Below are 23,347 nucleotides of genomic sequence, written 5' to 3' on the forward strand. Positions count from 1 at the left end.
ATGCGTCGTATCGTCGTGACAGGCATGGGCGCGGTGTCGCCGCTCGGCTGCGGTGTCGAATTGTCGTGGCGCCGGCTGCTTGCCGGCCAAAGCGGGCTGCGCCCGCTGCCCGAATGGGCGCAATCATTACCCGCGCGCATCGCCGGCCTCGTGCTCGACAAGGCCGACGATGCCGAAGGCGGTTTCGATCCGGCAGAGGCCGCTGCGCCCAAAGACCAGCGCAAGATGGACCGCTTCATCCTGTTCGCGCTGCTCGCCACCACCGAAGCGGTCGCGCAAGCCAAATGGACGCCGCAGGACGCATCTGCACTGGAACGGACCGCGACGATCATCGCCTCCGGCGTCGGCGGCTTTCCGGCGATGGCCGAAGCCGTGCGCATCACCGAGCAGCGCGGCGCGCGCCGGCTGTCGCCGTTCACGATCCCCTCCTTCCTCGCCAATCTCGCCGCCGGCCACGTCTCGATCAAATACGGCTACAAGGGTGCGCTGGGCACGCCGGTCACGGCCTGCGCCGCCGGCGTGCAGGCGATCGGTGATGCCGCGCGCATGATCCGCGCGGGCGAAGCCGATGTCGCGATCTGCGGCGGCGCGGAGGCCTGCATCGACATCGTCAGCCTCGGCGGCTTTGCCGCGGCGCGCGCGCTGTCGAGCTCCTTCAACGACGAGCCCGCACGGGCCTCGCGCCCGTTCGATCGCGACCGCGAAGGTTTTGTCATGGGCGAAGGCGCCGGCATCCTCGTGATCGAGGAGCTCGAGCATGCACTGGCGCGCGGCGCGACGCCGATCGCCGAGATCGTCGGCTATGGTACGACCGCGGACGCCTATCATATGACGTCGGGGCCGCCTGATGGGGACGGTGCCCGCCGTGCCATGGAGATCGCGCTTCGGCAGGCGAAGCTTGCGCCCGCAGATCTGCAGCACCTCAACGCACATGCGACCTCGACGCCAGCCGGCGACGAAAGCGAGCTCGGCGCGATCGGCGCGCTGTTCGGCCGTAACCGCGGCATCGCGGTGAGCGCGACCAAATCGGCGACCGGCCATCTGCTCGGCGCGGCCGGCGGCCTGGAGTCTATTTTCACCATCCTCGCCTTGCGCGACCAGATCGCGCCGCCGACGCTCAATCTCGAAAACCCTGATCCGGGCGCAGAAGGCATCGACATCGTCGCCGGCACCGCGCGGCCGATGCCGATGCAGCATGCCATCTCCAACGGATTTGGCTTTGGCGGGGTGAATGCGAGCGCAATCTTCCGCCGCATGGGCTGAACGAGAGGCCTTGAAATCGCGGCGGCCTGCGCTACGAAAACAGGATGACCGAAACCAATTTCTGGCTGTTCCTGGCCGCTGCCTGTCTAATCGCCGCCATTCCGGGCCCCGGCATTTTCTACGTCGCGGCCCGGACCTTGTCCGAGGGACGCGCAAGCGGCTTCGCCTCGACCGCGGGCACGGCGCTGGGCGGGATGGTCCATGTCGTGGCCGGCAGTCTCGGCATCTCCGCCATCATCCTCGCCAGTGCGGAACTGTTCGCTGCGGTCAAATTCGTCGGCGCGCTCTATCTGGTCTGGCTCGGCATCAAGACGTTTTGCAGCGCCGGCCGCGCGCTGTCGCTCGATCGTGAAGCCGTCGGCGACACGCGCGCGTTCCGCGACGGCGTGCTGGTCGAGACGCTGAATCCGAAGACCGCCGCGTTCTTTCTCGCCTTCATTCCGCAATTCCTCGATCCCGCGGGAGCGAGCCCCACGCTGCAATTCATCATGCTGGGCACGATCTCGGTGACGCTGAACACGCTCGCCGATGTCGTCGTGGTGCTGATGGCCTCCGCGACGCGCGCGCAGCTGATCGGACGGCCGCAGCTGATGCGGCGTCTCACCCAAGGCTCCGGCGTCTTCATCGTGGGCCTCGGCCTCTCGCTTGCGCTGGCGCGGCGGCCGGCAAATGGCTAGCGCGCCGCAAAGCCGTTTCTATGAGTCGCACGGCCTGCGGCTGCATTATGCCGATTGGGGCAACGACGGCGCGCCGCCCCTCATCCTGGTCCATGGTGGCCGCGATCATTGCCGCAGCTGGGACGTCATCGCGCGATCGCTGCAGCCGCATTTTCACGTCATCGCGCCCGATCTGCGCGGCCACGGCGATTCCGACTGGACCCGTGGCGGCAGCTACGCGTTGACGGAGTATGTCTACGATCTCGCGCAGCTCGTTCGGACGATTGCGGCGCCTCAAGTGACTCTCATCGGCCATTCCATGGGCGGCATGGTGAGCCTGATCTTTTCCGGGTCGTTTCCCGAGTTGGTCACAAAGCTCGTCGTGCTCGACGGCGTCACCATGCTGCCGGATTCACCGAAGCCGCCGGTGCATGAGCGCATCGGCAAATGGGTCAGCCAGCTCGACAGACTGCACGACCGCACGCCGCGCCGGTACGCCACTCTCGCAGACGCCGCCGCGCAGATGGTGCTGCACAACAAGCGGCTGTCGCGCGAGCTCGCGCTGCATCTCGCCACCCACGGCGCGCGGCGGAACGAGGACGGCACCTTTAGCTGGAAGTTCGATCCCTACCAGCGCGCCAGTGCGCCGCACCGGCTCTGGCCGGACGATCACGTCGCGCTGTGGTCGCGCATCGCCTGCCCGACGCTGCTGCTCAATGCCGGCGAAAGCTTTCTGGCGGGGGCCAGGGGAGCGGGCCTGGAACGTTATTTCCCGAATGCGCGCGTTGAGACGATAGCCGGTGCCGGGCACTGGCTGCAGCACGACAAGCCGCAGGAGGTGCTGGGTGAGATCCGGCGGTTTTTGGGCCTGGCCGAGGACGGCGCGAGATAGCCCCGCTGCCGTAGGGTGGGCAAAGGCGCGACAGCGCCGTGCCCACCGTCAATCGAGATTTGAACGGATAGATTGGTGGGCACGCTTCGCTTTGCCCACCCTACGGCACTGTCGCCGGGGAGATACCTAGCTCAACGTCCCCGCATGCACCCACCAGCCGGGGTGATCGCGCCGGGTCTTCTCGGCGGCCGCATGTGCCTCGGCGGCCCCACCATAGACCGCAAAACACGTCGCACCGGAGCCGGACATGCGGGCGAGCTTGACGCCGGCGGAAGAGCGCAACGCTTTCAGCACCTCGCCAATCACCGGTTCGATGCGCATCGCGGGCGCTTCGAGATCGTTGGCGACGGTTTCGAGAACGTCGACCCAATCAGCGATCGAGGCGCCCTCTTCCGGCCAGGCTGGCGCTTCGAGGACGGAAGTGGCGCCGACCAGAAGCTCGCCGTTGCGCAGGCCCAGCGCCTGGAACACGTCCTTGGTCGCAACGGGCACGCGCGGATTGACCATCACGCAGGGCATGCTCGGCAGCGCGAGCGGCAGCAACTGCTCGCCGACGCCGGTCATGTCACAGGCGCGCGACAGCAGGCACACCGGCACGTCGGCGCCGGTCGCGAGCGCGACTTTCTGCAAACGGGAATCGTCGAGCGAGAGATTGTTCAGACGCGCCAAGAGGCGCAGCGCCGCCGCGGCATCCGCCGAGCCGCCGCCGATACCGGCGGCAACGGGCAGCACCTTGTCGAGCGCGAAGGCGCCGAGCTTCAGGTCCGGCACGGCCTCGGCCAACAGCTTGGCCGCCTTGAACACGAGATTGTCCGATGTCTCGCCGCAAGCCGCAGCGAGCGGCCCGGTGGTGGTGAGCTTCAGCTCGCCGCCCGGCTCCAGCGTCAGCCGGTCGGCGCAGTCGGCAAACGCGACCACGCTTTCGAGATCATGATAGCCGTCAGCACGACGGCCAACCACGCGAAGGCTCAGATTGACCTTCGCGCGCCCTTCTTCAACCAACGCCGGCATCGGCGATACGCCCCCAGTTACTTGGATCAACCGCCCTTGCCGTCGTCCTTCTTCTTTTCCGCCTGCGCGGCCGAAGAGTTCGAATTGTCGTCCACCATCCCGTTTGCGATCTTGGCCTCGATCTTCGGAAGGTCATCCGGCTCGGGCTTGAGATCACGGGCGTGCGACCACTGGAATTTGGCCTCCAGCGTGCGGCCGACGCGCCAATAGGCATCGCCAAGGTGATCGTTGATGGTGGGATCCTCGGGCTTGAGGTCGATCGCGCGCTCGAGGTTCTTCACCGCCTCTTCGTAATTGCCGATGCGGTAATAGGCCCAGCCGAGGGAGTCGACGATGTAGCCGTCGTCGGGACGCTGCTCGACGGCGCGCTTGATCATCTTCATGCCTTCGTCGAGGTTCACGCCCTGGTCGATCCAGGAATAGCCGAGATAGTTGAGCACATGCGGCTGGTCGGGCTGGAGCTCGAGCGCCTTCTTCATGTCGGCTTCGGCCTTGCCCCACTGCTTGGAGCGCTCCTCGCAGATGCCGCGATAATAGTACCAGACGCTGTTAACCTTGTCGTTGCCGGCCGGCAGCACGTCGATGCCCTGCGAATAGGTCGCGCCGCAATCGCCGAACTTCTTGCGGCCGCGCTCGATATTGCCGAGCGCCATGATCGCTTCGAGATCCTTGGAGTCCTCGGTGGTGACGCCCTTGAGGATCTTGATCGCCTCGTCGGTGCGGTCGGCGGAATCGAGGTCGATCGCGAGTTGGATCTGCGCGTTGCGCTTGAGCGGCGAGGACGCCGGCACCCGCTCATAGACCTTGATCGCCATCTGCGGCCGCTTCACCGATTCATAGAGATCGGCGAGCGAGAGCAGCGCCAGCGGATGGCTGGGCTGGAGGTAGAGCGAGAGCTGGAGATAGACCAGCGCCAGATCCTCACCGCCGCGGCGGGTCAGCGTGGCGCCGATGCCGTAGAGCGCTTCGGCCGCGCCGGCCTGCGCGGAATCGACCAGCGGCGGCAGCTTCTTGCCGGCCTTGGTGTCGCGCAAACCTTCCACGATCAGCGGATGACGGGCGAGCTTCTTGTCGAACGCCTGATAGACATTGGTCGCCGCAGCCGAATCCTTGTTGCGCGACAGCCAGCGCGCATAGGCCTCGGTGACGCGTAGCATGGAATCGTCGAGCTTGTAGGCGCGCTCGAAGCGGGTGCCGGCGTCCTTCTCCTTGCCGGAGAGCTCGAGGATCATGCCGGCGTGGAGATCCTTGAACAGCGGATACCATTCCGGACCGGCGAGCTTGTCGATGGCGGCGACACCGCCCTTGGCATCGCCGGCGCCATAGGCGGCCCAGCCCGACAGCAGCGTGGCGACGAGATCGGTGATCGGACCGCGGATCGACTGGTTGATGTTGCTCTGCGCGGTCGCGTATTTCTTCACCTTGAGATCATGCACGCCGACAACGAGGCGCGCGACACGGTTGGTCTTGTCGATGGTGAGGATGCGCTCGGCGAGCTTGACCGCTTCGTCGATGTCGCCGTCGGCGACCGAGGAGATGAAGGCGCGATCGAGCAGCTCGTTGTTCTTCGGATCGGTGCGCAGGGCCGAGCGGTAGAACGCAGCCGCCGAGGCCGCATCGCGCTCGACGCTGGCATGGCGGGCGGCGAGATAGCTGCCTGCGGTAGTGAGCGACTTCAGATCGTTTCGGGTCGGAAACTGCGCCGCCGTGTCGGACGGATGGTCCGGCGTCTGCGCCAGGACCGCGCCGGGGACCGTCGCGATCGCTGTGCCCATGAGGGCGATGGCGGCAACAGTCCAGCGGTTGAAACGATATGAAAACATCAGGGCTCGCCTTGGGTTGGTAGTGCCTGGGTTTGCAGCAGAAGGCCGTCTCGCATGCGAACGCGGCCAGTGGCATCGGGACCCGGAACCGTCGGGCCGACAATGCCGCTTTTGGCGCTTCACCGCAAGGATTCGGGCATGCGATCCCCCTCCGCACGCCCCAAATCGGCCGACAACGCCCCAAGACGCTGCCAGTATGGCCTTATCGTGGCCGCGGGCCGCCGTGGCAGCCCGGTTCTCACGCGAACGTGCGTCACAATGCCGGGGGGCACCTAACCTGGGTCACATCGGCCGTGGCTGCCGTGTGGATTACATCGCCTCATAGTTCGGCCCGCCGCCGCCCTCCGGGGGAACCCAGGTAATGTTGCCGTTGGGGTCCTTCACGTCGCAGGTTTTGCAGTGGACGCAGTTCTGGGCGTTGATCTGGAAGCGCGGGCCCGAACCCTCCTCGATCCACTCATAGACGCCGGCCGGGCAATAGCGGTTCGAGGGACCGGCGAACACGTCGTGCTCCGAGGTCTTCTGGAGGTTCATGTCCGCGACCTTCAGATGGACCGGCTGGTCCTCTTCATGATTGGTGTTGGACAGGAACACCGAGGACAGCTTGTCGAAGGAGATCTTGCCGTCCGGCTTCGGGTAATTCTTCGGTGCGTGACTCTTGGCCGGATCCAGCGTGGCGCGATCGGGCTTGGCGTGCGACAGCGTGCCGAACAGCGAGATGCCGAACAGCTGGTTGGTCCACATGTCGAGTGCGCCAAGCGGAACACCGATCAGCGTGCCGAACTTCGACCACAGCGGCTTGACGTTGCGGATCCTGAACAGGTCCTTGCCGACCGCGGACTCGCGCCAGGCGTTCTCGTAGGCGACGACCTCGTCATTGGCGCGGCCCTCGGCAAGCGCGGCCGCGACATGCTCGGCGGCGAGCATGCCGGTGCCCATCGCGTTGTGGACGCCCTTGATGCGGGGAACGTTGACGAAGCCCGCGGCGCAGCCGACCAGCGCACCGCCCGGGAAGGTCAGGCGCGGCACCGACTGGTAGCCGCCTTCGGTGATGGCGCGCGCGCCGTAGGCGAGACGCTTGCCGCCCTCGAACACGTCGCGGATCGAGGGATGGGTCTTGAAGCGCTGGAATTCATCGAAGGGCGACAGATACGGATCGTCGTAGTTGAGATGCACGACGAAGCCGACCGCGACGCGGTTGTCGTCGTAGTGGTAGAGGAACGAGCCGCCGCCGGTGGAATTGTTGAGCGGCCAGCCGAACGAGTGCTGGATCAGGCCCTTCTTGTGCTTGGCCGGATCGATCTGCCAGACTTCCTTCAGGCCGATGCCGAACTTCGGCGGTTCGCTCTTGGCGTCCAGTGCGAACTTCGCGATCAGCTGCTTCGACAGCGAGCCGCGGGCGCCTTCGGCAAACAGCGTGTACTTGCCGAGCAGCTCCATGCCGCGGGTATAGGAATCCTTGTGGGTGCCGTCCCTGGCGATGCCCATGTCGCCGGTCGCGATGCCCCGCACCGCGCCCTTGTCGTCATAGAGCACTTCAGTCGCGGCGAAGCCCGGATAGATCTCGACGCCGAGCGCCTCCGCCTTCGGCGCCAGCCAGCGGCAGACATTGCCGAGCGAGCCGATGTAGCAGTGATGATTGTCCATCAGCGAGGGCATCGCGAAGCCCGGGAGCTTGATGCGGTTGTCGCCGAACATCCAGTAGAAGTGGTCGTCCTTGACCTGCGTTTTCAGCGGACAGTCGGGATCCTCACGCCAGTCGGGGATCAGCTTGTCGAGCGAGATCGGATCGATCACCGCACCGGACAGAATGTGCGCGCCGACCTCGGAGCCCTTCTCCACGACGACGATGTTGAGATCGGCGTTGAGCTGCTTCAGCCGGATCGCCGCGGCCAGGCCGGAGGGGCCGGCGCCGACGATGACGACATCGAATTCCATGGATTCGCGCGGGGGAAGTTCTTCGGTGCTCATCTGATCTCAGCCCTTGAGACGGTTCCTTGTCATTTGCGCCCCCTTGTTTCCGATTTTTCCGGGTAGGACAACCACGGAAATGCGTTCCGCTGGGATGCAAGGCGGCCTAAACTGAACTAATAGTCAGACTTTCCGATGATACCCGAACCCGCACCCACCGTCCGCGAGCTCTTAGCCTTCTATCTGGAGGCCGGAGTCGACTGCGCGCTCGCGGAGGAGCCGATCGACCGCCTGGCGGAATTGGACGCCCCGCCGCCCGCCCCGCGCGCGGCACCGCCGATCGAGGCGCCGCGGCCGGTCGCCGCGCCTGCGGTGATGCGCGGCGAGGCCGCTCCTGCGCCCGACGTCGCCATCGCGTCCGCACGCGAGGCCGCGCGCACCGCGCCGACGCTCGAGGCGTTGCGCGAGCTGATGCAAAACTTCGAGGGCTGCGCACTGAAGCACACGGCGACGCGGCTGGTGTTCGCCGACGGCAATCCGCAGGCGCGCATCATGTTCGTCGGCGAGGCTCCGGGCCGTGACGAGGACATCGAGGGACTGCCGTTCGTCGGGCGCAGCGGCAAGCTGCTCGACCTCATGATCGGCGCCATAGGCCTCAACCGCACCACCGCCTACATCGCCAACGTCATACCCTGGCGGCCGCCCGGCAACCGCACGCCGACGCCGCAGGAGACGCAGATCTGCCTGCCCTTCATCCAGCGCCAGATCGAACTGGTGAATCCCGACGTGCTGGTGACGCTCGGCAATCCCTCGACACAGACGCTGCTGTCGACGCGCGAGGGCATCATGCGCACGCGCGGCCGCTGGTTCGACTACGAGACCGGCCAGCGCACCATCCGCGCGCTGCCGACGTTCCACCCGGCCTATCTCTTGCGCTCGCCGGCATACAAGCGCCTCGCCTGGCAGGATCTGCGCGCAATCGCGAAGGTGCTGGCGGGGTAGCGAGCTCTTGTAGGGTGGGCAAAGCGAAGCGTGCCCACCAGCTTTATCGTGGCTACGGATAGACTGACGTGGGCACGGCGCTTTGCGCCTTTGCCCACCCTACGATGTCAGCGTCCGGAGCACGCGGGTCAGTTTCCCTTCGGCCGCACGATGGCCCAGCCGATGCGCAGCAATCCCTGTCGACCATTGACCAGCCATTCGAACGCGCGCGGCACCTCCGGCACGATGCCGGGAAAGCGCGCGAGGATTTCCGGCGGCGGGGTGCCGGCCGTGTCGGAGGTGCGCCAGACCACGACGCCGCCGGTCTCGCTGAACTTGGCCTGGCTCATCCACGGCGTCCGCCCGGGCTGAGCGTCGATGAACAGATGCGGCCGGCCGGAATGCAGCGTGATCAGGCTGGCGAGCTGGGTGTCGCCGGCGACCGCGCGCAGGCGATGATTGGTGCGGCGAGCGAAGCTCTCGTCGAAGAAATCAGAGATCGCACGCGCCGGCATCGAGGTCGCGATTTCATTGGTGCCGGTCCAGGGCAGGAACAGCACGGCGAGCACGACGCCGGCGGCCGGCGCGGCGACGGCGGCAGCCCACACCGTCCGCAGCATCCGCGCGCGGCGCATCGCGATGAGGTCGCCGGCCGCGACCACCACGGCAAGCCCGGACATCACCAGCACGACTCCGGCGCCGCCGACGACGGAGTTGAGCCCGAGCAGGCCCGAGATCAGCACCGCGCCGAGTGCCGGCGCCAGCGCAAAGAAGTAAACGAAGTTGCGCCCGAGCGGCTCGACTGGTGGGCGGAAAATGATCGGCGCTTCCTCGCCCTTGGTGACGAACAGGCCGGTGTTGAGGAAGGTCAGCGCCGGGATCGTCGCCGCGCCGAGCACGAGCCCGCCAAGCAGCCAGGCCGCATGGAGCGCGCGGGCGCTGAGCTCCGTGACTTGCGGCATGGCCGGCATCACAAACGTCTCCGCGCGCATCAGCCAGACCGCATAGGGCAGCGCCAGCACCGCGACGACGATCAGCGCGAACAAGGGATCGAGCGAGCGCAGCGTGCGACGGCCGCCGGCGGTCGAGAGTGCGAAGACGACGATCAGCAGCAGCAGGAAGATCGCGGCAGGCGTGGTCAGCAGCAGCAGGCCGGCCTCGATCGACCAGGCGAACCAGGCATTGCCGCGGCGCTGGCCGATGATCTGCCAGGAATGCAGCAGCAGCAGCGCCCAGAGCGGCCGCGCCAGCACCAGCGGGCCGAAATCGAGCGCGGGCGAAGAGAAGGCCAGCACCGTCATGGTCAGGAGCACGGCGAGCACCGCCTGCTGCGAGCCGACCACGGCGCGGGAGAGATGATAGAGCGCGATGAAGGTCGCGATCTCGCAGAGCTGGGCCAGCACATAGACGCCGAACACGTGGCCGCCGGCGGCGCGATAGGCGATATCGGCGAGCCAGATCGGCAGCGGCGGCCCCAGATCCGTACCGACCTGATATTCGCGGCCGAACGCCAGCAGCGTCGCGAGGCTCCCCGGCGGGCTGCGGTAGAACGCCAGCGCCACGAACAACCACATCAAAGCCTGGAGCAGCACGGCGATCCACACGATCAGCCGCGGCCGGGCGCGAATGAGCTCGATGACCAGGGAGGTAAACCGCATGCAACGTCCGAAAGATGCAGCCAACCCGTCCAGCCGGCCCTATTCGCTCACACCTGTTTTGATAGTGGGCGCAGCGCGCTGTGGCAACGACGGTCTGCTCCCTCTCCCCGTTCTTACGGAGAGTAAGGTGTGGAGGCGTACCAGCAACAGGTCGTCATGCCCGGGCCTGTCCCGGGCATCCACGTTCTCCGTGCCGCAGGAAAGACGTGGATGGCCGGGTCAAGCCCGGCCATGACGATGCGGAAGCACCGGGATAAAACCATTAGAGATTTGCCGACGTGTCAATTTCCAGGCTGGTCTCCACCTGCACTTCAGTGACCGTGAACAAATCCTGCACCGGCTCGACGGTCCAGGGCATGTGCTTGGCACGGGCCGCCGCGACGGGGGCGAAGAAGCTGCGGTGGTGGATGGAGGGGCCAAGGCGATCGAGGGCGTCGAGATGCTCGGGGACGGCATAGCCCTTGTGCTGCTCGAAGCCGTAGCCGGGGCAGTCCTGCGCCAGCGCGCACATCAGGCGGTCGCGCGTCACCTTGGCGATGATCGAGGCGGCCGCGATCGACAGCACGATGCCGTCACCGCCGATCACGGCCTCGCAGTCGCAAGGCGTGTCGAGGCGGTCGCGGCCGTCGACGAAGACGTGGCGGGGCTGCTCGGGCAGCGCCACCACGGCGCGCTTCAAGGCCCACAGCGAGGCGCGCAAAATGTTGTCGCGGTCGATTCGCGAGGGCGAGGCGACGGCGACCGAGACCTGTGCGGTGGCGCAGATCTTGTCGAACAGTCTTTCGCGCTCCTCGGCGGTCAGGCGCTTGGAATCGTCGATGCCGCGCGGGATGCGGTCGGGATCGAGAATCACCGCGGCCGCCACCACGGGACCGGCCAGCGGCCCGCGGCCGGCCTCGTCGCAGCCCGCGACCGGCCAGATGCCGCGCTTGATCAGCGCGCGCTCGCGGCGGAAGCTCGGCGGCGCGATCGCGATGATGCCTTTCTTGCCGGGGAGGACCGGCGCGGCCTTGACGGCAGGCGCCTTCGCCTTGGCAGGGGCGGCCTTCTTCGCAGCAGCGCTCGGCTTGGGCGCGTCTTTGGCCGGTTTCTTGGCGGACTTGTCCCGAATCATGGCCGGGATCGTGCGCAAGCGATCCGGCGAGCGCAACCTGGAACCCCGCGCAATTCCCGTTATTCAGACCCGTCCTACTCCGCCAGATGCACCCGCCGGTCCTCGCCGACCTCGATGCCGGGCGCGACGACCACTTCCCAGGGATGGCCGTCGGGATCGGCGAAATAGCCGGAATAGCCGCCGTAATCGGTCTCATGCGCCGCTTTCAGCGGAACCGCGCCCTTGCCAAGGGCGAAGGCCAGCACGGCATCGACCTCCTCGCGTGTCCGGCAGTTCCAGGCGAGCGTCGTGCCGCGGAAGGTCGATGGCCTCGGATCGTCAGTTAACTTGGCGTCGGCTGCGAGCTGATCCCAGGGATACAGCGCGAGCACCGGACCGCCCGTATCATAGAATGCGACCGCCTCCCCGGTTGCCTTCAGACGGCGCGCAAAGCCGAGCGCATCGTAAAAGGCGATGCTGGCGCGGATGTCGCTGACGCCGAGCGTGATGACGGTGAGCCGCGGTACCGGCGGAGGGAGTTCTTTGCTCATGCGACGCGTCGTCCCTTTCCCGATCAGAACAGGCTGAGCTGCTCGCCGTTCTGCTTCGGCTTGGCAAAGTGATCCGTCGTCAGCTTCGAGCGCCGCTTGTTGAGGCCAAGCCTGTCGCAAGCGATCTCGAAACGGCGGCCGATGGTCCAGGCCATCGGTCCCGTCCCCTTCATCCGCTCGCCCCATTTCGCATCGTAATCGCGGCCGCCGCGCATGTCGCGGATCAGCGTGAAGACGTGACGATAGCGGTCCGGATAGTTGGCCATCAGCCATTCCCGAAAGAGATCGCGCACCTCCAGCGGCAGCCGCAACAGCACATAGGAGGCCTCCTTGACGCCGGCATGGGCGGCGGCATCGAGGATGCGCTCGATCTCGGAATCGTTCAGCGCGGGGATCACGGGCGCGACCATCACGGTGGTGGGAATGCCGGCGTCCGAGAGCTGCTTCAGCGCCTCCAGCCGCTTCGGCGGCGTCGAGGCCCGCGGCTCCATGGTGCGCGCCAGCTTCGGATCGAGCGAGGTGACCGATATCGCGACCTTGGCAAGGTTGCGCCTCGCCATGCGCGAGAGAATGTCGATGTCGCGCACCACCAGCGCCGATTTGGTGACGATGCCGACGGGATGGCCGGTGCGCTCCAGCACTTCGAGAATGCCGCGCATGATTTTGCGCTCGCGCTCGATCGGCTGATAGGGATCGGTGTTGGTGCCGATCGCGATCATCCGCGGCTCGTAGCCGGGCGCGGCGAGTTCCTTCTCGAGCAGCGCCGGCGCCTCGGGCTTCACGAACAGTTTCGACTCGAAGTCGAGCCCCGGCGACAGGCCGAGATAGGCATGCGTCGGCCGCGCGAAGCAATAGACGCAGCCATGCTCGCAGCCGCGATAGGGATTGATCGAGCGGTCGAAGCCGATGTCGGGTGAATCGTTGCGGGTGATCACCTTGCGCGAGGTGTCGACCGCGACCGAGGTCTTGAACGGCGGCAGATCTTCCAGGCTCTGCCAGCCATCGTCGAAGGCGACGCGGGCCTCGGCCTCATAACGGCCGCTGGCATTGGATTGGGCGCCCCGCCCTCGCCTGCGCGCACGGTCGATGGCGGCGCCAAGCTGGGGAAAATCAGAGTCCGCACCCGCCGGCTCGGAGGGCGCCTTGACCGGCGGGTGCTTGAGAGCATGAGAGGATGCTGGACTCATGCAGCCAAGATACCACGACACAGGAACAAATCAAGAACACAAACAAAAAACTCGAAAACAACCCCATGTACAGTAGCCGCCCAAACTTAGGGCGCGCGGCCTTGACCTCGCGCAACACGCATGTCGCAGCGATCCCGTTTGATGCCGGCAAGGGATCGATCGTCGCGGAACACAGTTGGTGACGATCCCCGGGTGAAGGTCGGCATGAACATGACAAATCAACAACAATCGGCTGCCGCAAGCAGCGACCTCGATCTGCTCGATCGCTATTGGCGCGCCGCGAACTACCTCTCCGTCGGGCAAATCTATCTCTTGGACAACCCGCTGCTGCGAGAGCCCCTGCGGCCCGAGCACATCAAGCCGCGTTTGCTCGGCCATTGGGGCACGACGCCAGGGCTGAACTTCATCTACGCCCATCTCAACCGCGTCATCCGCGCGCTTGACCTCAGCGTGATCTATGTCTGCGGGCCCGGGCATGGCGGCCCGGGCATGGTCGCCAACACCTATCTCGAAGGCAGCTACAGCGAGATCTATCCGGATATCGCGCGCGATGCGGAGGGATTGCGAAAACTTTTCAGACAGTTCTCCTTCCCCGGCGGCATTCCGAGCCATGCGGCGCCGGAAACGCCGGGCTCGATCCACGAAGGCGGCGAGCTCGGTTATGCGCTGGTGCACGCCTACGGCGCGGCCTTCGACAATCCCGATCTGATCGTCGCCTGCGTCGTCGGTGACGGCGAGGCCGAGACCGGCCCGCTCGCAGCGTCCTGGCATTCGAACAAGTTCCTGAATCCCGCCCATGACGGCGCGGTGCTGCCGATCCTGCATCTCAACGGCTACAAGATCGCCAACCCGACCGTGCTGGGGCGGATGCCCGACAGCGAGATCCGCGATCTCTTCCGCGGGCTCGGCCACGAGCCGCTGTTCGTCGAGGGCGATGACCCCAAATTGATGCACCAGGCCATGGCGGACGCGCTCGACGTCGCGCTCGCCAGCATCCGCTCGATCCAGCAGCGCGCCCGCGACGGTCGCAAGACGATTGAACGGCCGCGCTGGCCGATGATCGTGCTGCGCAGCCCGAAGGGCTGGACCGGGCCGAAGGAGGTCGACGGCAAGAAGGTCGAAGGTTTTTGGCGCGCGCATCAGGTGCCCGTTGCGAACTGTCGCGAGAACCCGGCGCATCTGAAGATTCTCGAAGAGTGGATGCGCAGCTACGAGCCGGAGAAGCTGTTCGACCATAACGGCGCGCTCATCCCCGAGCTTCAGGCGCTGGCACCCGACGATACCAGGCGCATGGGCGCCAACCCGTACGCCAATGGCGGCCTGCTCAAGAAGGAGCTGAAGCTGCCGGACTTCCGCAGTTTTGCCGTGGACGTGCCGCAACCCGGTGGCGTCACTGCAGAGGCGACGCGTGAGCTCGGCAAATTCTTGCGGGACGTCGTCCGCCTCAACGCGCAAGAGCGCAATTTCCGCATCATGGGCCCGGACGAAACCGCGTCAAACCGGCTGGACGCGGTGTTCGAAGCCACAGAACGCGTCTGGATGGAGCCGATCGAGCCTTACGACGTGCATCTCGCGCAGGACGGCCGCGTCATGGAAGTCTTGAGCGAGCATCTCTGCCAGGGCTGGCTCGAAGGCTATCTGCTCACCGGCCGCCACGGCTTCTTCTCCTGCTACGAGGCCTTCATCCACATCGTGGATTCCATGTTCAACCAGCACGCCAAATGGCTGAAGGTGACGCGGCATCTGCCATGGCGGCGCCCGATCGCCTCGCTCAATTATCTCCTGACCTCGCATGTCTGGCGTCAGGACCATAACGGCTTCAGCCATCAGGACCCCGGCTTCGTCGACCTCGTCGCCAACAAGAAGGCCGACATCGTCCGCATCTATCTCCCGCCGGATGCCAACACGCTGCTATGGATCGCCGATCACTGCCTGCGCACTTACAATCGCATCAACGTCATCGTCGCCGGCAAGCAGCCGGCGCCGCAATGGCTGTCGATGCAGGAGGCCGCCACACATTGCGATGCCGGCATCGGCATCTGGACCTGGGCCGGCAATGAGGGCGCCGACAGCGAACCCGACGTCGTGATGGCCTGCGCCGGTGACGTGCCGACACTGGAGACGCTTGCCGCCGTCGACCTGCTGCGCAAGGCGCTGCCGGACCTGAAGATCCGCGTCGTCAACGTTGTCGACCTGATGACGCTGCAACCGAGCGAGCAGCACCCGCACGGCCTGTCCGACCGCGACTTCGACAGCCTGTTCACGCGCGACAAGCCCGTGATCTTCGCCTATCACGGCTATCCGTATCTGATCCACCGCCTCACCTATAACCGGACCAACCATGCCGGCATGCATGTGCGCGGCTTTGCCGAGGAGGGCACCACGACGACGCCGTTCGACATGGTCGTGCTCAACGGGCTCGACCGCTATCACCTCGCCATCGAGGCGATCGAACGCGTGCCGGGCCTGGCGACCAAGGCCGCGCAGGTGAAGCAGCAGTTCCGCGACAGACTGATCGAGCATTCGCGTTACGTGCGCGAGCACGGCGAGGACATGCCTGAGGTGCGCGACTGGGTCTGGCCCGACCGCGCCGGCGGCAACACGCCGGCCGAGGCCGGCGATTGACGCCCCGTGTCCGACGCGGTTCTCGTTCTCAACTCGGGCTCGTCGAGCATCAAGTTCGGCCTGTTCGATATCTCCGCGGCCGAGCCCACCCTGCTCTGCAACGGCCTGCTCGACGAACACGAGGCAAAGCCCCGGCTCGCCGTGAAGAGCCCTGCGGGCGAAGACCTGTTCGAGACGCACAGGGAGGCGTCTGAGGCGAACAGCGGCGATCTGTTCACCGATGTGCTGGACTTCGTCGAGGATCGTTTTGGCGGTCATCGCTTACGCGCTGTCGGTCATCGCATCGTTCATGGCGGGCCGGATTATTCCGGCCCGGTCGAACTGACGGATGGTGTCTATGCAAGGCTGGAGGCGTTGACGCCGCTGGCGCCGCTGCATCAGCCAAGATGCCTGGAGCCGATCCGCACCATCGCGGCGATCAGGCCCGGCCTCACGCAGATCGCCTGCTTCGACACCGCCTTCCATCACAGCATGGCGCCGCCGGCGAGCCGCTTTGCCATTCCAAGGCGCTTCGAGGCGCGCGGCATCCGCCGCTACGGCTTCCACGGCCTGTCGTTCGAATATGTCGCCGGCCGCCTCGCGGAAATCGCGCCGGAGCTCGCGACGAGGCGCATCGTCATCGCGCATCTCGGCAATGGCGCGAGCCTCTGCGCATTGCGCGATGGCCGCAGCGTCGATACCACGATGGGGCTGACGCCGCTCGACGGCCTCGTGATGGGCACGCGAAGCGGCACGATCGATCCCGGCCTGCTGCTCTATCTGCAGCAGCACGAGAAGATGTCCGGCGAAGACGTCCAGCACCTGCTCTATCACCAGTCGGGTCTGCTCGGCGTCTCCGGCATCTCGGCCGACATGCGCACGCTGCTCGCGAGCCACGAGGCGGCGGCGCGGGAAGCGGTCGATCTCTTCACGCTTCGTGCGGCGCAGCAGGTCGCAATGATGACGGCCACGCTCGGCGGGCTGGATTGCCTGGTCTTCACCGGCGGCATCGGCGAGCATGCGAGCGATATCCGCAGCGCGATCGGCGAGCGTCTTGCGTGGCTCGGCGTGCGCATCGACGCGGCGGCGAATGACGCGGGCCGCGGGCGGATCAATGCCGGCGCCTCGGCGGTGGATGTCTTCGTCATCCCGACTAACGAAGAACTGACGATCGCACGGCATTGCGTCTCGGTGCTGCAAGCTACCGGGACAGTATCGTAGGGTGGGCAAAGCGACCTGTCCGCCGTAGCTCGAAGAGCGAAGGCGGAAGCGTGCCCACCAATTCTCGGTGGTGGGCACGGCGCGAGCGCGCCTTTGCCCACCCTACGATACTGCGAACGACGGCGAATCCAGCCAAATAGAGCGTGATGAGATGCGTTCTTCCCTTCTCCCCTTGTGGGAGAAGGTGGCGCGAAGCGCCGGATGAGGGGTCTCTATCCGCGGTCACATCTGCGAATGAACATGCGGAGACAGACCCCTCACCCCAGTGAGTTTGTGTCTCCCAGCGGTGCTGCCCTCTCCCACAAGGGGAGAGGGCGCAGTAACGCGCAGCTCGCTGTTAGTGAATACCCGCGAAAATCTGGATGCATCCGATCGCGACCTCGATCAGGATCAGCACGACCACCGCGATTTCGAGGCGGAGTGAGCGCTGGGTGTCGATGATGTCGGTCAGTGCATCGGCCGTCTCCGCGACGACCGTGAGCTTGCGCTCGAGCGTGTCGAGACGCTCCTTCAATTCGTACTCATCTTCGAGACGCGCATAGAGCCGGTCGAGCTGCGGTTTTTCCCAGAGCGCGTCGGGCTTTTCAGCGACCGCGACGCGGCCGGCGACGCGCTGCTGGACGAGCAGCGCGTTGCCGATGAGCTGCAGGATGCCCCTGCGTCGCCGCGACGTACGGCCTTTCTCGGCGAGCTCCCGCGCAAAAGGCTCGATGACATCGAAGACCGCAGCGACGCGCCGCTCATCGCGTGCCAGCGACGTGCTTTTGGCGAGTGCGTCCGCGATCAGCAGCAGCCGTTCGTCGGAAAATTTCGAGAGATTGATCGGGCCGCCCGGCTGGATCGCTTCGGCATTTTCATCCTTGCAGAGCTGGGCCTGCGCGGTCTCCTCCTCATGGGGGCTGAGCTCGCCGATCACGCGGGACTTGAGGCTATCGAGCAGCACCTTCTCCTCGGAAGGGAGGAGCCCGATCAGCACCACGACGCCGTAGCGGAAGATCACGGCGAGGCCGGCGTGGACGCGGAAGGCGGCGGGCGTCGAGGAGACGGGTGCGCCGAGCTCGAGCCCGGACGGATTGATGCGTTCGCCGAGCATCACGGCGCGGATCCGCAAGGTCGGCGCGGCGTCCGACTTCGGCGATGCTGGCGTGGTGCCAATGGGAAGTTGATCGGCGGTCACTCGACTATCTCACTCTCGGCATCGGCAGTTGCGGGTTTTCCCGTCGTAGGGTCCATGTCAGACCGCCGATGCAGGCTTGCGGACCGGAAGCGTCCTCACCTCGATCATATCGGCGGAGACAGCCCCGTTTGAAGCTCACGAAGCCGAAATTCGCCGAAACATTCGGCAATATTGTCACCCCGCGCGAGACACATTTGGCTGCGATGGGCGGGCGTGGTTTACCATCACATCCCGGAACGCCGCCAAAAAGTTGCACTCGGTGACGCCGCATGTTTATGACAAAGTCATAACAAGCTACGCTTCTCCCGAATTGCGGACATCGAAGCTTCAGTCATGCTGAGCGTCATCATCCCGACCGAAGGCGTCGAACAGACTGCGGTCGCAACTCTGGCCGCGCTGGTGCCCGGTGCCGCCGCGGGCGTCATCCGCGAAGTGCTGCTGGTCGACGGCACCCGGAACGGCGTCATCGAGCGCGTTGCCGACGTCGCAGGCTGCCGTTTCATCGGTTTCGAGGGATCCTCGCAAGGCGCGGCGCTCGCCGCCGGCGCGCTCCAGGCCCGTTCACCCTGGCTGATGTTCCTGCCCGCCGGCGCCGTGCTGGAAACGGGCTGGATCGAGGAGACCACCCAGTTCATCCAGGCCGTCTCTAGCAGCGGACGGGATCGTGCTGCGGTGTTCCGCTATGCCCGCTCGCCCTACGCCGATACCGGTCTGCGCGACGTGTTCCGCGCCGTGGCGCGCAAGCTGGTCGGCCCGCTGGGCGACCAGGGACTTTTGATCGCGCGCGACCATTACGAACGGGTCGGCGGCTATCCGCCCCAGGCTCGCCGTTCCGAGGCGCAGCTGCTCCGCCGGCTCGGCCGCTCGTCCCGGACCATGCTGCGCAGCCGGATCGTCATGGTCGGCTGAGGCACCTGATACTTGCCAAAGTCAAATAATTATTTGACAATGGCAATTATTGAGGTGTCCCGATGTCATTCAACGGTACCGACCACCAGATCGCAGCGGTCCGCGCCTTCAACCGCTTCTACACCCGCAAGCTCGGCGTGCTCGACCAGCACCTGGGACAGAGCCCGTTCTCGCTCAGCGAGGCCCGGGTGCTCTACGAGCTCGCGCATCGCGACGAGCTTTCGGCAAAAGAGATCGGGAACGAGCTCGGTCTCGACCCCGGCTATCTCAGCCGCATCGTGCAGAGTTTTGACGAGAAGGGACTGATCACGCGAAAGCCCCTGCCCGCGGATCGCAGGCAATATCAGCTCAGCCTCACCGCCAAGGGCCGCCAGACCTTCGCCCAGCTGAATCTCGGCTCGCAAAACGAGGTTGCCGCCATGCTGGCGCAGCTGTCGGCCGGCGATGCAGCGCGGCTCACGCAGGCCATGGCGACCATCGAGGCCGTGCTGGAGCAACGCCGAAGCCAGCCCGCTTCGTTCATGCTGCGCAGCCATAGCGTCGGCGACATGGGCTGGGTCATCTCCAGCCAAGGCGCCGCCTATGCCGCGGACTACGGCTGGGACATCAGCTATGAGGCGCTGGTCGCCGAGATCTGCGCACAGTTCATCAGGAATTACGACCCCGCGCGCGAACATTGCTGGATGGCGGAGGTCGGCGGCGAGCCGGTCGGCTCGATCTTCCTGGTCAAGGCCACGGACGAGATCGCCAAGCTGCGCCTGTTGCAGGTGGAGAAGAAAGCGCGCGGGCTCGGCGTCGGCCGCGCGCTGGTCGAGCAATGCATCCAGGGCGCCCGCGAGCGCGGCTATCGCCGGATGACGCTGTGGACGCAAAGCATTCTGGTTGCCGCGCGCGGCATTTACCAGAGCGCAGGATTCAAGCTCGTGAAGGAGGAGAAGCACCACAGCTTCGGTGCCGATCTGGTCGGCGAGACGTGGGAGCGGGATCTCTAGCTGCGCGAGACGCGGCGCGGACTACGGAGCGATGCGCATTGTTGTGCCCTCTCCCCTTGCGGGAGAGGGCAGCGACGCAAGGAGACACAAGCTCACTGGGGTGAGGGGTATGCCTCCTCGCATTCCGTGCCGATAGATACCCCTCATCCGGCGCTTCGCGCCACCTTCCCCCGCAAGGGGGGAAGGGAAGAAAGAACAGACTACACCGTCGCGCCCTGCGCCTTTGGCCGGCGCAGATGCTCGTCCAGCCGCGGCATGATCTCGACGAAATTGCAGGGGCGCGTGCGGTAGTCGAGCTGGCTCGCGAGGATGCCGTCCCAGCCGTCGCGGCAGGCGCCGGGCGAGCCCGGCAGGCAGAAGATGTAGGTCGCGCCAGCAACGCCCGCGGTGGCGCGGCTCTGGATCGTCGACGTGCCAATCTTGGCGTGGCTCAGCATGTGGAAGGCGATCGAGAAGCCGTCCATGCGCTTCTCGAACAGCGGCTCGATCGCCTCCGGCGTGACGTCGCGCCCGGTAAAGCCGGTGCCGCCGGTGGTGATGACGACGTCGATGCCGGCATCCGCGATCCAGCGGCGGATGACAGTGCGGATCGCCTCGACGTCGTCGGTGACGATCTCGCGCGCGGCGAGATGGTGACCGGCTGAGGTCAGGCGGTCGGCGAGCGTCTGGCCCGACTTGTCATCCGCGAGCGCGCGCGTGTCGGAGACGGTGAGCACCGCGATGTTGAGCGGGATGAACTGTTTGGATTCGTCGATCGAGGCCATTGGTACTTCCTCTCGTGTCCCGGACGCGATGCAGCGCGTGAGCGGTGCATCGCAGAGCCGGGACCCATGTCAGAGGCTTGGGAGACCGGCGTTGTGGGCCCCGGCTCAGCAGCGCATCACTTCGTGCTGCGCTGCGTCCGGGGCACGAGATCTTCGTTACTGCGCCCCGCCGCCGAACGTGTTGCAGGCCTGGACCGTGCCCTGCTGATAGCCGGTCATGAACCACTGCTTGCGTTGCGCGGCCGATCCGTGGGTGAAGGAGTCGGGCACGACGCGGCCGGTGGCCTGGCGCTGCAGCGTGTCGTCGCCGATCGCGCTCGCCGTGGTCAGCGCGGCGTCGATGTCGCCGGGCTCGAGGAAGTTCGGACGCTTCTTGGCCTCGCGGTTGACCCAGACGCCGGAGAGACAATCCGCCTGCAACTCCACCTTGACCTGGAGTGCGTTGGCCTCGGCCTTGCTGCCGGCTTGCTGCTGCAGGCGTGTGACGCGCGGGATGATGCCGAGCAGGTTCTGGATGTGATGGCCGGCCTCGTGCGCGATGATGTAGGCGGTGGTGAAGTTGCACGCCGACTTGCCGGAGCAGCCGCGGAAGCGCGTCTCGACCTCGCGGAAGAAGCTGGTGTCGAGGAAGATGGTGCGGTCCGGCGGGCAGTAGAACGGGCCCATCGCCGACTGCGCCATGCCGCAGCGGCCGCCATTGGTGGCGTTGCGGAACAGCACGACCTTCGGACCGGTATAGGACTGCCCGCTGGCCTGGAAAATCTCGCTCCAGCGATCGTCGATCTCGCCGAGGATGCCGGATATCATGCTGCCGACCTCGTCGGTCGGCGCGCCGCGCTTGGCCGAGGTCGACTGACGATCGGTCTGGTAGCTCGGCGCCTGGCCGCCGCCGGAGAGGATCTCGGCGCCGCCGATCAGGATACGCGGATCGATGCCGAAGGCATAGCCGATCAGGCCAAGCACGATGATGGTACCGATGCCGAGCCCGCCGCCGCCCATCGGCAGGCCGAACCCGCCTCCTCCACCGCCGCCGCCAAAGCCACCACCTTGGTCGCGACGATCCTCGACGTCGTCGCTGCGGCGGAAGTCATCGTAACGCATGGCGGTTGTCCCTCGGGGGTCCCTGATTCAGTCTCGTCGGCGCACAGATACGCAAAAGCTCAACGCGCCACACAGGTAAAATTTCCATTGCGTTAATCAATATCCCGGTCGGCAAAAATTGCCTAGTGCGACAGCACGCCCGCACCAGCAATTTTTTCCGGTCCGCGTGCAATTTTTTCCGAGAGAAATTTGCAGTCGCGGCGGCTGCCGCGCCGCAGATGAATGCGAAATATACCGTAAAACACAGCGATTGTGCGCATCACGCGGCATATCGCGGGCGATGCGACGCCTGCTCAGAAAAGCAGCGGGTTAAGTCGTTTTTTACTTTGCCGCTGCAATGTAACGGCCAGTCGGTTGTTTGGTCCCGCGTCGCCGACAGCGTCGCCTGAGTCAGAGTTCTTGAGTCATGGTAGAGTCGCGTCGCGGGGCGTCTGCAAGGGCGCCCCGCACAAATTTTGAGTCCGCCTCGCATCGCATCATCGTCGGCGATTGCGTCGCCGAGATGTCGAAGCTTCAGGCTGGCAGCGTCGATCTGGTGTTCGCAGATCCGCCGTACAACCTCCAGCTCAAGGGCGATCTCAAGCGCCCCGACGAATCCCACGTCGATGCCGTCAACGACGAGTGGGACAAGTTCGATTCGTTTTCCGCCTATGACGATTTCACCCGCGCCTGGCTGCTGGCCGCGCGCCGCGCGATGAAGCCGTCGGCGACGATCTGGGTGATCGGCTCCTATCACAACATCTTCCGCGTCGGCGCGATCATGCAGGACCTCGGCTTCTGGCTCCTGAACGACATCGTCTGGCGCAAGACCAATCCGATGCCGAACTTCCGCGGCCGCCGCTTCACCAACGCGCACGAGACGATGATCTGGGCCGCGCGTGACGAAAAAGCCAAGGGCTACACGTTCAACTACGAAACGCTGAAGGCCGCCAACGAGGACGTACAGGCGCGCTCGGATTGGCTGATCCCGCTCTGCACCGGCGAGGAGCGCCTCAAGGGCGCCGACGGCAAGAAGGTGCACCCGACGCAGAAGCCGGAAGGCCTGCTCGCGCGCGTGCTGCTGTCGTCGTCGAAGCCCGGCGATCTCGTGATCGATCCGTTCAACGGCACCGGCACCACCGGCGCCGTCGCCAAGCGCCTCGGCCGCTCCTATATCGGCTTCGAGCGCGACAAGACCTATGCCAAGGCCGCCGAAGCGCGCATCGCCAAGGTCGAGCCTCTGCCGGAAGAGAGCCTCGCCCCGTTCGTGACCGCGCGCGAAGCCCCGCGCGTCGCGTTCTCCGAGCTGATCGAGCGCGGCATGATCATGCCCGGCACGAAACTGTTCGACGCCAAGAAGAAGCTCGGCGCTCTCGTCCGCGCCGACGGCGCCATCATGCTCGGCGACAAGGTCGGTTCGATCCACCGCATCGGCGCGGTGGCGCAAGGCGCGCAGGCCTGCAACGGCTGGACCTTCTGGCACGTCGAGACCAAGAAGGGCCTCAAGCTGATCGACGAGCTGCGTGCGGAAATCCGTGCAGGCATGGCGGCGGAGTAGCCGCTGCCGCACGTCG

20 protein-coding genes are annotated in these 23,347 nt (G+C 65.8%); 9 read left to right on the plus strand and 11 right to left on the minus strand.

Annotated features, from left to right (window positions below; translation table 11 throughout):
* From fabF to QA642_RS36815, 3 genes are read left to right on the plus strand one after another with little or no spacing between them, the layout of a single operon-like run.
* Entirely contained in the window at positions 1-1,263 is a 1,263-nt protein-coding gene (fabF, locus tag QA642_RS36805) for a beta-ketoacyl-ACP synthase II (protein ID WP_283081270.1), read from the plus strand.
* Between the two features lie 44 nt (positions 1,264-1,307).
* The gene (locus QA642_RS36810; protein ID WP_283081271.1) at positions 1,308-1,940 is read left to right on the plus strand and encodes a LysE family translocator; all 633 of its coding nucleotides are present in this window, start codon (positions 1,308-1,310) and stop codon (positions 1,938-1,940) included.
* Positions 1,933-2,811, plus strand: coding sequence for an alpha/beta hydrolase (locus QA642_RS36815; RefSeq protein WP_283081272.1), 879 nt, complete (start codon positions 1,933-1,935; stop codon positions 2,809-2,811). The genes QA642_RS36810 and QA642_RS36815 overlap by 8 nt, the downstream gene beginning before the upstream one ends.
* A 126-nt stretch (positions 2,812-2,937) precedes the next feature.
* On the opposite strand, the gene QA642_RS36820 is transcribed toward QA642_RS36815, so the two are convergent.
* The 3 genes from QA642_RS36820 to QA642_RS36830 form a co-directional block, all read right to left on the minus strand.
* Positions 2,938-3,822, minus strand: coding sequence for a 4-(cytidine 5'-diphospho)-2-C-methyl-D-erythritol kinase (locus QA642_RS36820; RefSeq protein ID WP_283081273.1), 885 nt, complete (start codon positions 3,820-3,822; stop codon positions 2,938-2,940).
* A gap of 26 nt (positions 3,823-3,848) precedes the next feature.
* On the minus strand, positions 3,849-5,645 hold the full coding sequence (locus QA642_RS36825; RefSeq protein WP_283081274.1) for a tetratricopeptide repeat protein: 1,797 nt from the start codon (positions 5,643-5,645) through the stop codon (positions 3,849-3,851).
* A 309-nt stretch (positions 5,646-5,954) separates the two neighbouring features.
* Complete coding sequence (locus QA642_RS36830) at positions 5,955-7,616, minus strand: electron transfer flavoprotein-ubiquinone oxidoreductase (RefSeq protein ID WP_283081275.1); 1,662 nt, start codon at positions 7,614-7,616, stop codon at positions 5,955-5,957.
* A 135-nt stretch (positions 7,617-7,751) separates the two neighbouring features.
* Between QA642_RS36830 and QA642_RS36835 the strand changes: the two genes are divergently transcribed.
* Positions 7,752-8,558, plus strand: coding sequence for a uracil-DNA glycosylase (locus QA642_RS36835; RefSeq protein ID WP_283081276.1), 807 nt, complete (start codon positions 7,752-7,754; stop codon positions 8,556-8,558).
* A 128-nt stretch (positions 8,559-8,686) separates the two neighbouring features.
* Here QA642_RS36835 and QA642_RS36840 read toward each other — a convergent pair whose 3' ends face one another.
* The 4 genes from QA642_RS36840 to QA642_RS36855 form a co-directional block, all read right to left on the minus strand.
* Positions 8,687-10,195: a glycosyltransferase family 39 protein gene (locus QA642_RS36840; RefSeq protein ID WP_283081277.1), complete on the minus strand. Its 1,509-nt coding sequence runs from the start codon at positions 10,193-10,195 to the stop codon at positions 8,687-8,689.
* Positions 10,196-10,457: 262 nt separating this feature from the next.
* The gene (locus tag QA642_RS36845) at positions 10,458-11,309 is read right to left on the minus strand and encodes a ribonuclease HII (RefSeq protein ID WP_283081278.1); all 852 of its coding nucleotides are present in this window, start codon (positions 11,307-11,309) and stop codon (positions 10,458-10,460) included.
* Positions 11,310-11,383: 74 nt separating this feature from the next.
* Positions 11,384-11,839 carry a VOC family protein gene (locus QA642_RS36850; RefSeq protein ID WP_283081279.1) on the minus strand — a complete coding sequence of 152 codons (456 nt, stop codon included), beginning with the start codon at positions 11,837-11,839 and terminating at the stop codon, positions 11,384-11,386.
* Between the two features lie 23 nt (positions 11,840-11,862).
* Positions 11,863-13,026 (minus strand): PA0069 family radical SAM protein, encoded by a 1,164-nt coding sequence (locus QA642_RS36855; protein WP_283081280.1) that lies wholly within the window; start codon positions 13,024-13,026, stop codon positions 11,863-11,865.
* Positions 13,027-13,236: 210 nt separating this feature from the next.
* Between QA642_RS36855 and QA642_RS36860 the strand changes: the two genes are divergently transcribed.
* Positions 13,237-15,651 carry a phosphoketolase family protein gene (locus QA642_RS36860; protein WP_283087056.1) on the plus strand — a complete coding sequence of 805 codons (2,415 nt, stop codon included), beginning with the start codon at positions 13,237-13,239 and terminating at the stop codon, positions 15,649-15,651.
* A gap of 6 nt (positions 15,652-15,657) precedes the next feature.
* Complete coding sequence (locus QA642_RS36865) at positions 15,658-16,851, plus strand: acetate/propionate family kinase (protein WP_283081281.1); 1,194 nt, start codon at positions 15,658-15,660, stop codon at positions 16,849-16,851.
* Positions 16,852-17,188: 337 nt separating this feature from the next.
* On the opposite strand, the gene QA642_RS36870 is transcribed toward QA642_RS36865, so the two are convergent.
* Positions 17,189-17,944 carry an RMD1 family protein gene (locus tag QA642_RS36870; RefSeq protein WP_283087057.1) on the minus strand — a complete coding sequence of 252 codons (756 nt, stop codon included), beginning with the start codon at positions 17,942-17,944 and terminating at the stop codon, positions 17,189-17,191.
* Between the two features lie 417 nt (positions 17,945-18,361).
* On the opposite strand from QA642_RS36870, the gene QA642_RS36875 reads away from it, so the two are divergent.
* The gene (locus tag QA642_RS36875; RefSeq protein WP_283081282.1) at positions 18,362-18,937 is read left to right on the plus strand and encodes a glycosyl transferase; all 576 of its coding nucleotides are present in this window, start codon (positions 18,362-18,364) and stop codon (positions 18,935-18,937) included.
* Between the two features lie 62 nt (positions 18,938-18,999).
* Positions 19,000-19,929 (plus strand): helix-turn-helix domain-containing GNAT family N-acetyltransferase, encoded by a 930-nt coding sequence (locus QA642_RS36880; protein WP_283081283.1) that lies wholly within the window; start codon positions 19,000-19,002, stop codon positions 19,927-19,929.
* A gap of 200 nt (positions 19,930-20,129) precedes the next feature.
* On the opposite strand, the gene moaB is transcribed toward QA642_RS36880, so the two are convergent.
* The 3 genes from moaB to QA642_RS36895 form a co-directional block, all read right to left on the minus strand.
* Positions 20,130-20,693 (minus strand): molybdenum cofactor biosynthesis protein B, encoded by a 564-nt coding sequence (moaB, locus tag QA642_RS36885; RefSeq protein WP_283081284.1) that lies wholly within the window; start codon positions 20,691-20,693, stop codon positions 20,130-20,132.
* Positions 20,694-20,849: 156 nt separating this feature from the next.
* Positions 20,850-21,794 (minus strand): neutral zinc metallopeptidase, encoded by a 945-nt coding sequence (locus QA642_RS36890; RefSeq protein ID WP_283081285.1) that lies wholly within the window; start codon positions 21,792-21,794, stop codon positions 20,850-20,852.
* 122 nt (positions 21,795-21,916) lie between these two features.
* Complete coding sequence (locus tag QA642_RS36895; protein ID WP_283081286.1) at positions 21,917-22,057, minus strand: hypothetical protein; 141 nt, start codon at positions 22,055-22,057, stop codon at positions 21,917-21,919.
* A gap of 143 nt (positions 22,058-22,200) precedes the next feature.
* On the opposite strand from QA642_RS36895, the gene QA642_RS36900 reads away from it, so the two are divergent.
* Positions 22,201-23,331 carry a site-specific DNA-methyltransferase gene (locus QA642_RS36900; protein WP_283081287.1) on the plus strand — a complete coding sequence of 377 codons (1,131 nt, stop codon included), beginning with the start codon at positions 22,201-22,203 and terminating at the stop codon, positions 23,329-23,331.
* Positions 23,332-23,347: the final 16 nt, after the last annotated feature.

This window comes from Bradyrhizobium sp. CB2312 (assembly GCF_029714425.1).
Classification (GTDB): domain Bacteria; phylum Pseudomonadota; class Alphaproteobacteria; order Rhizobiales; family Xanthobacteraceae; genus Bradyrhizobium.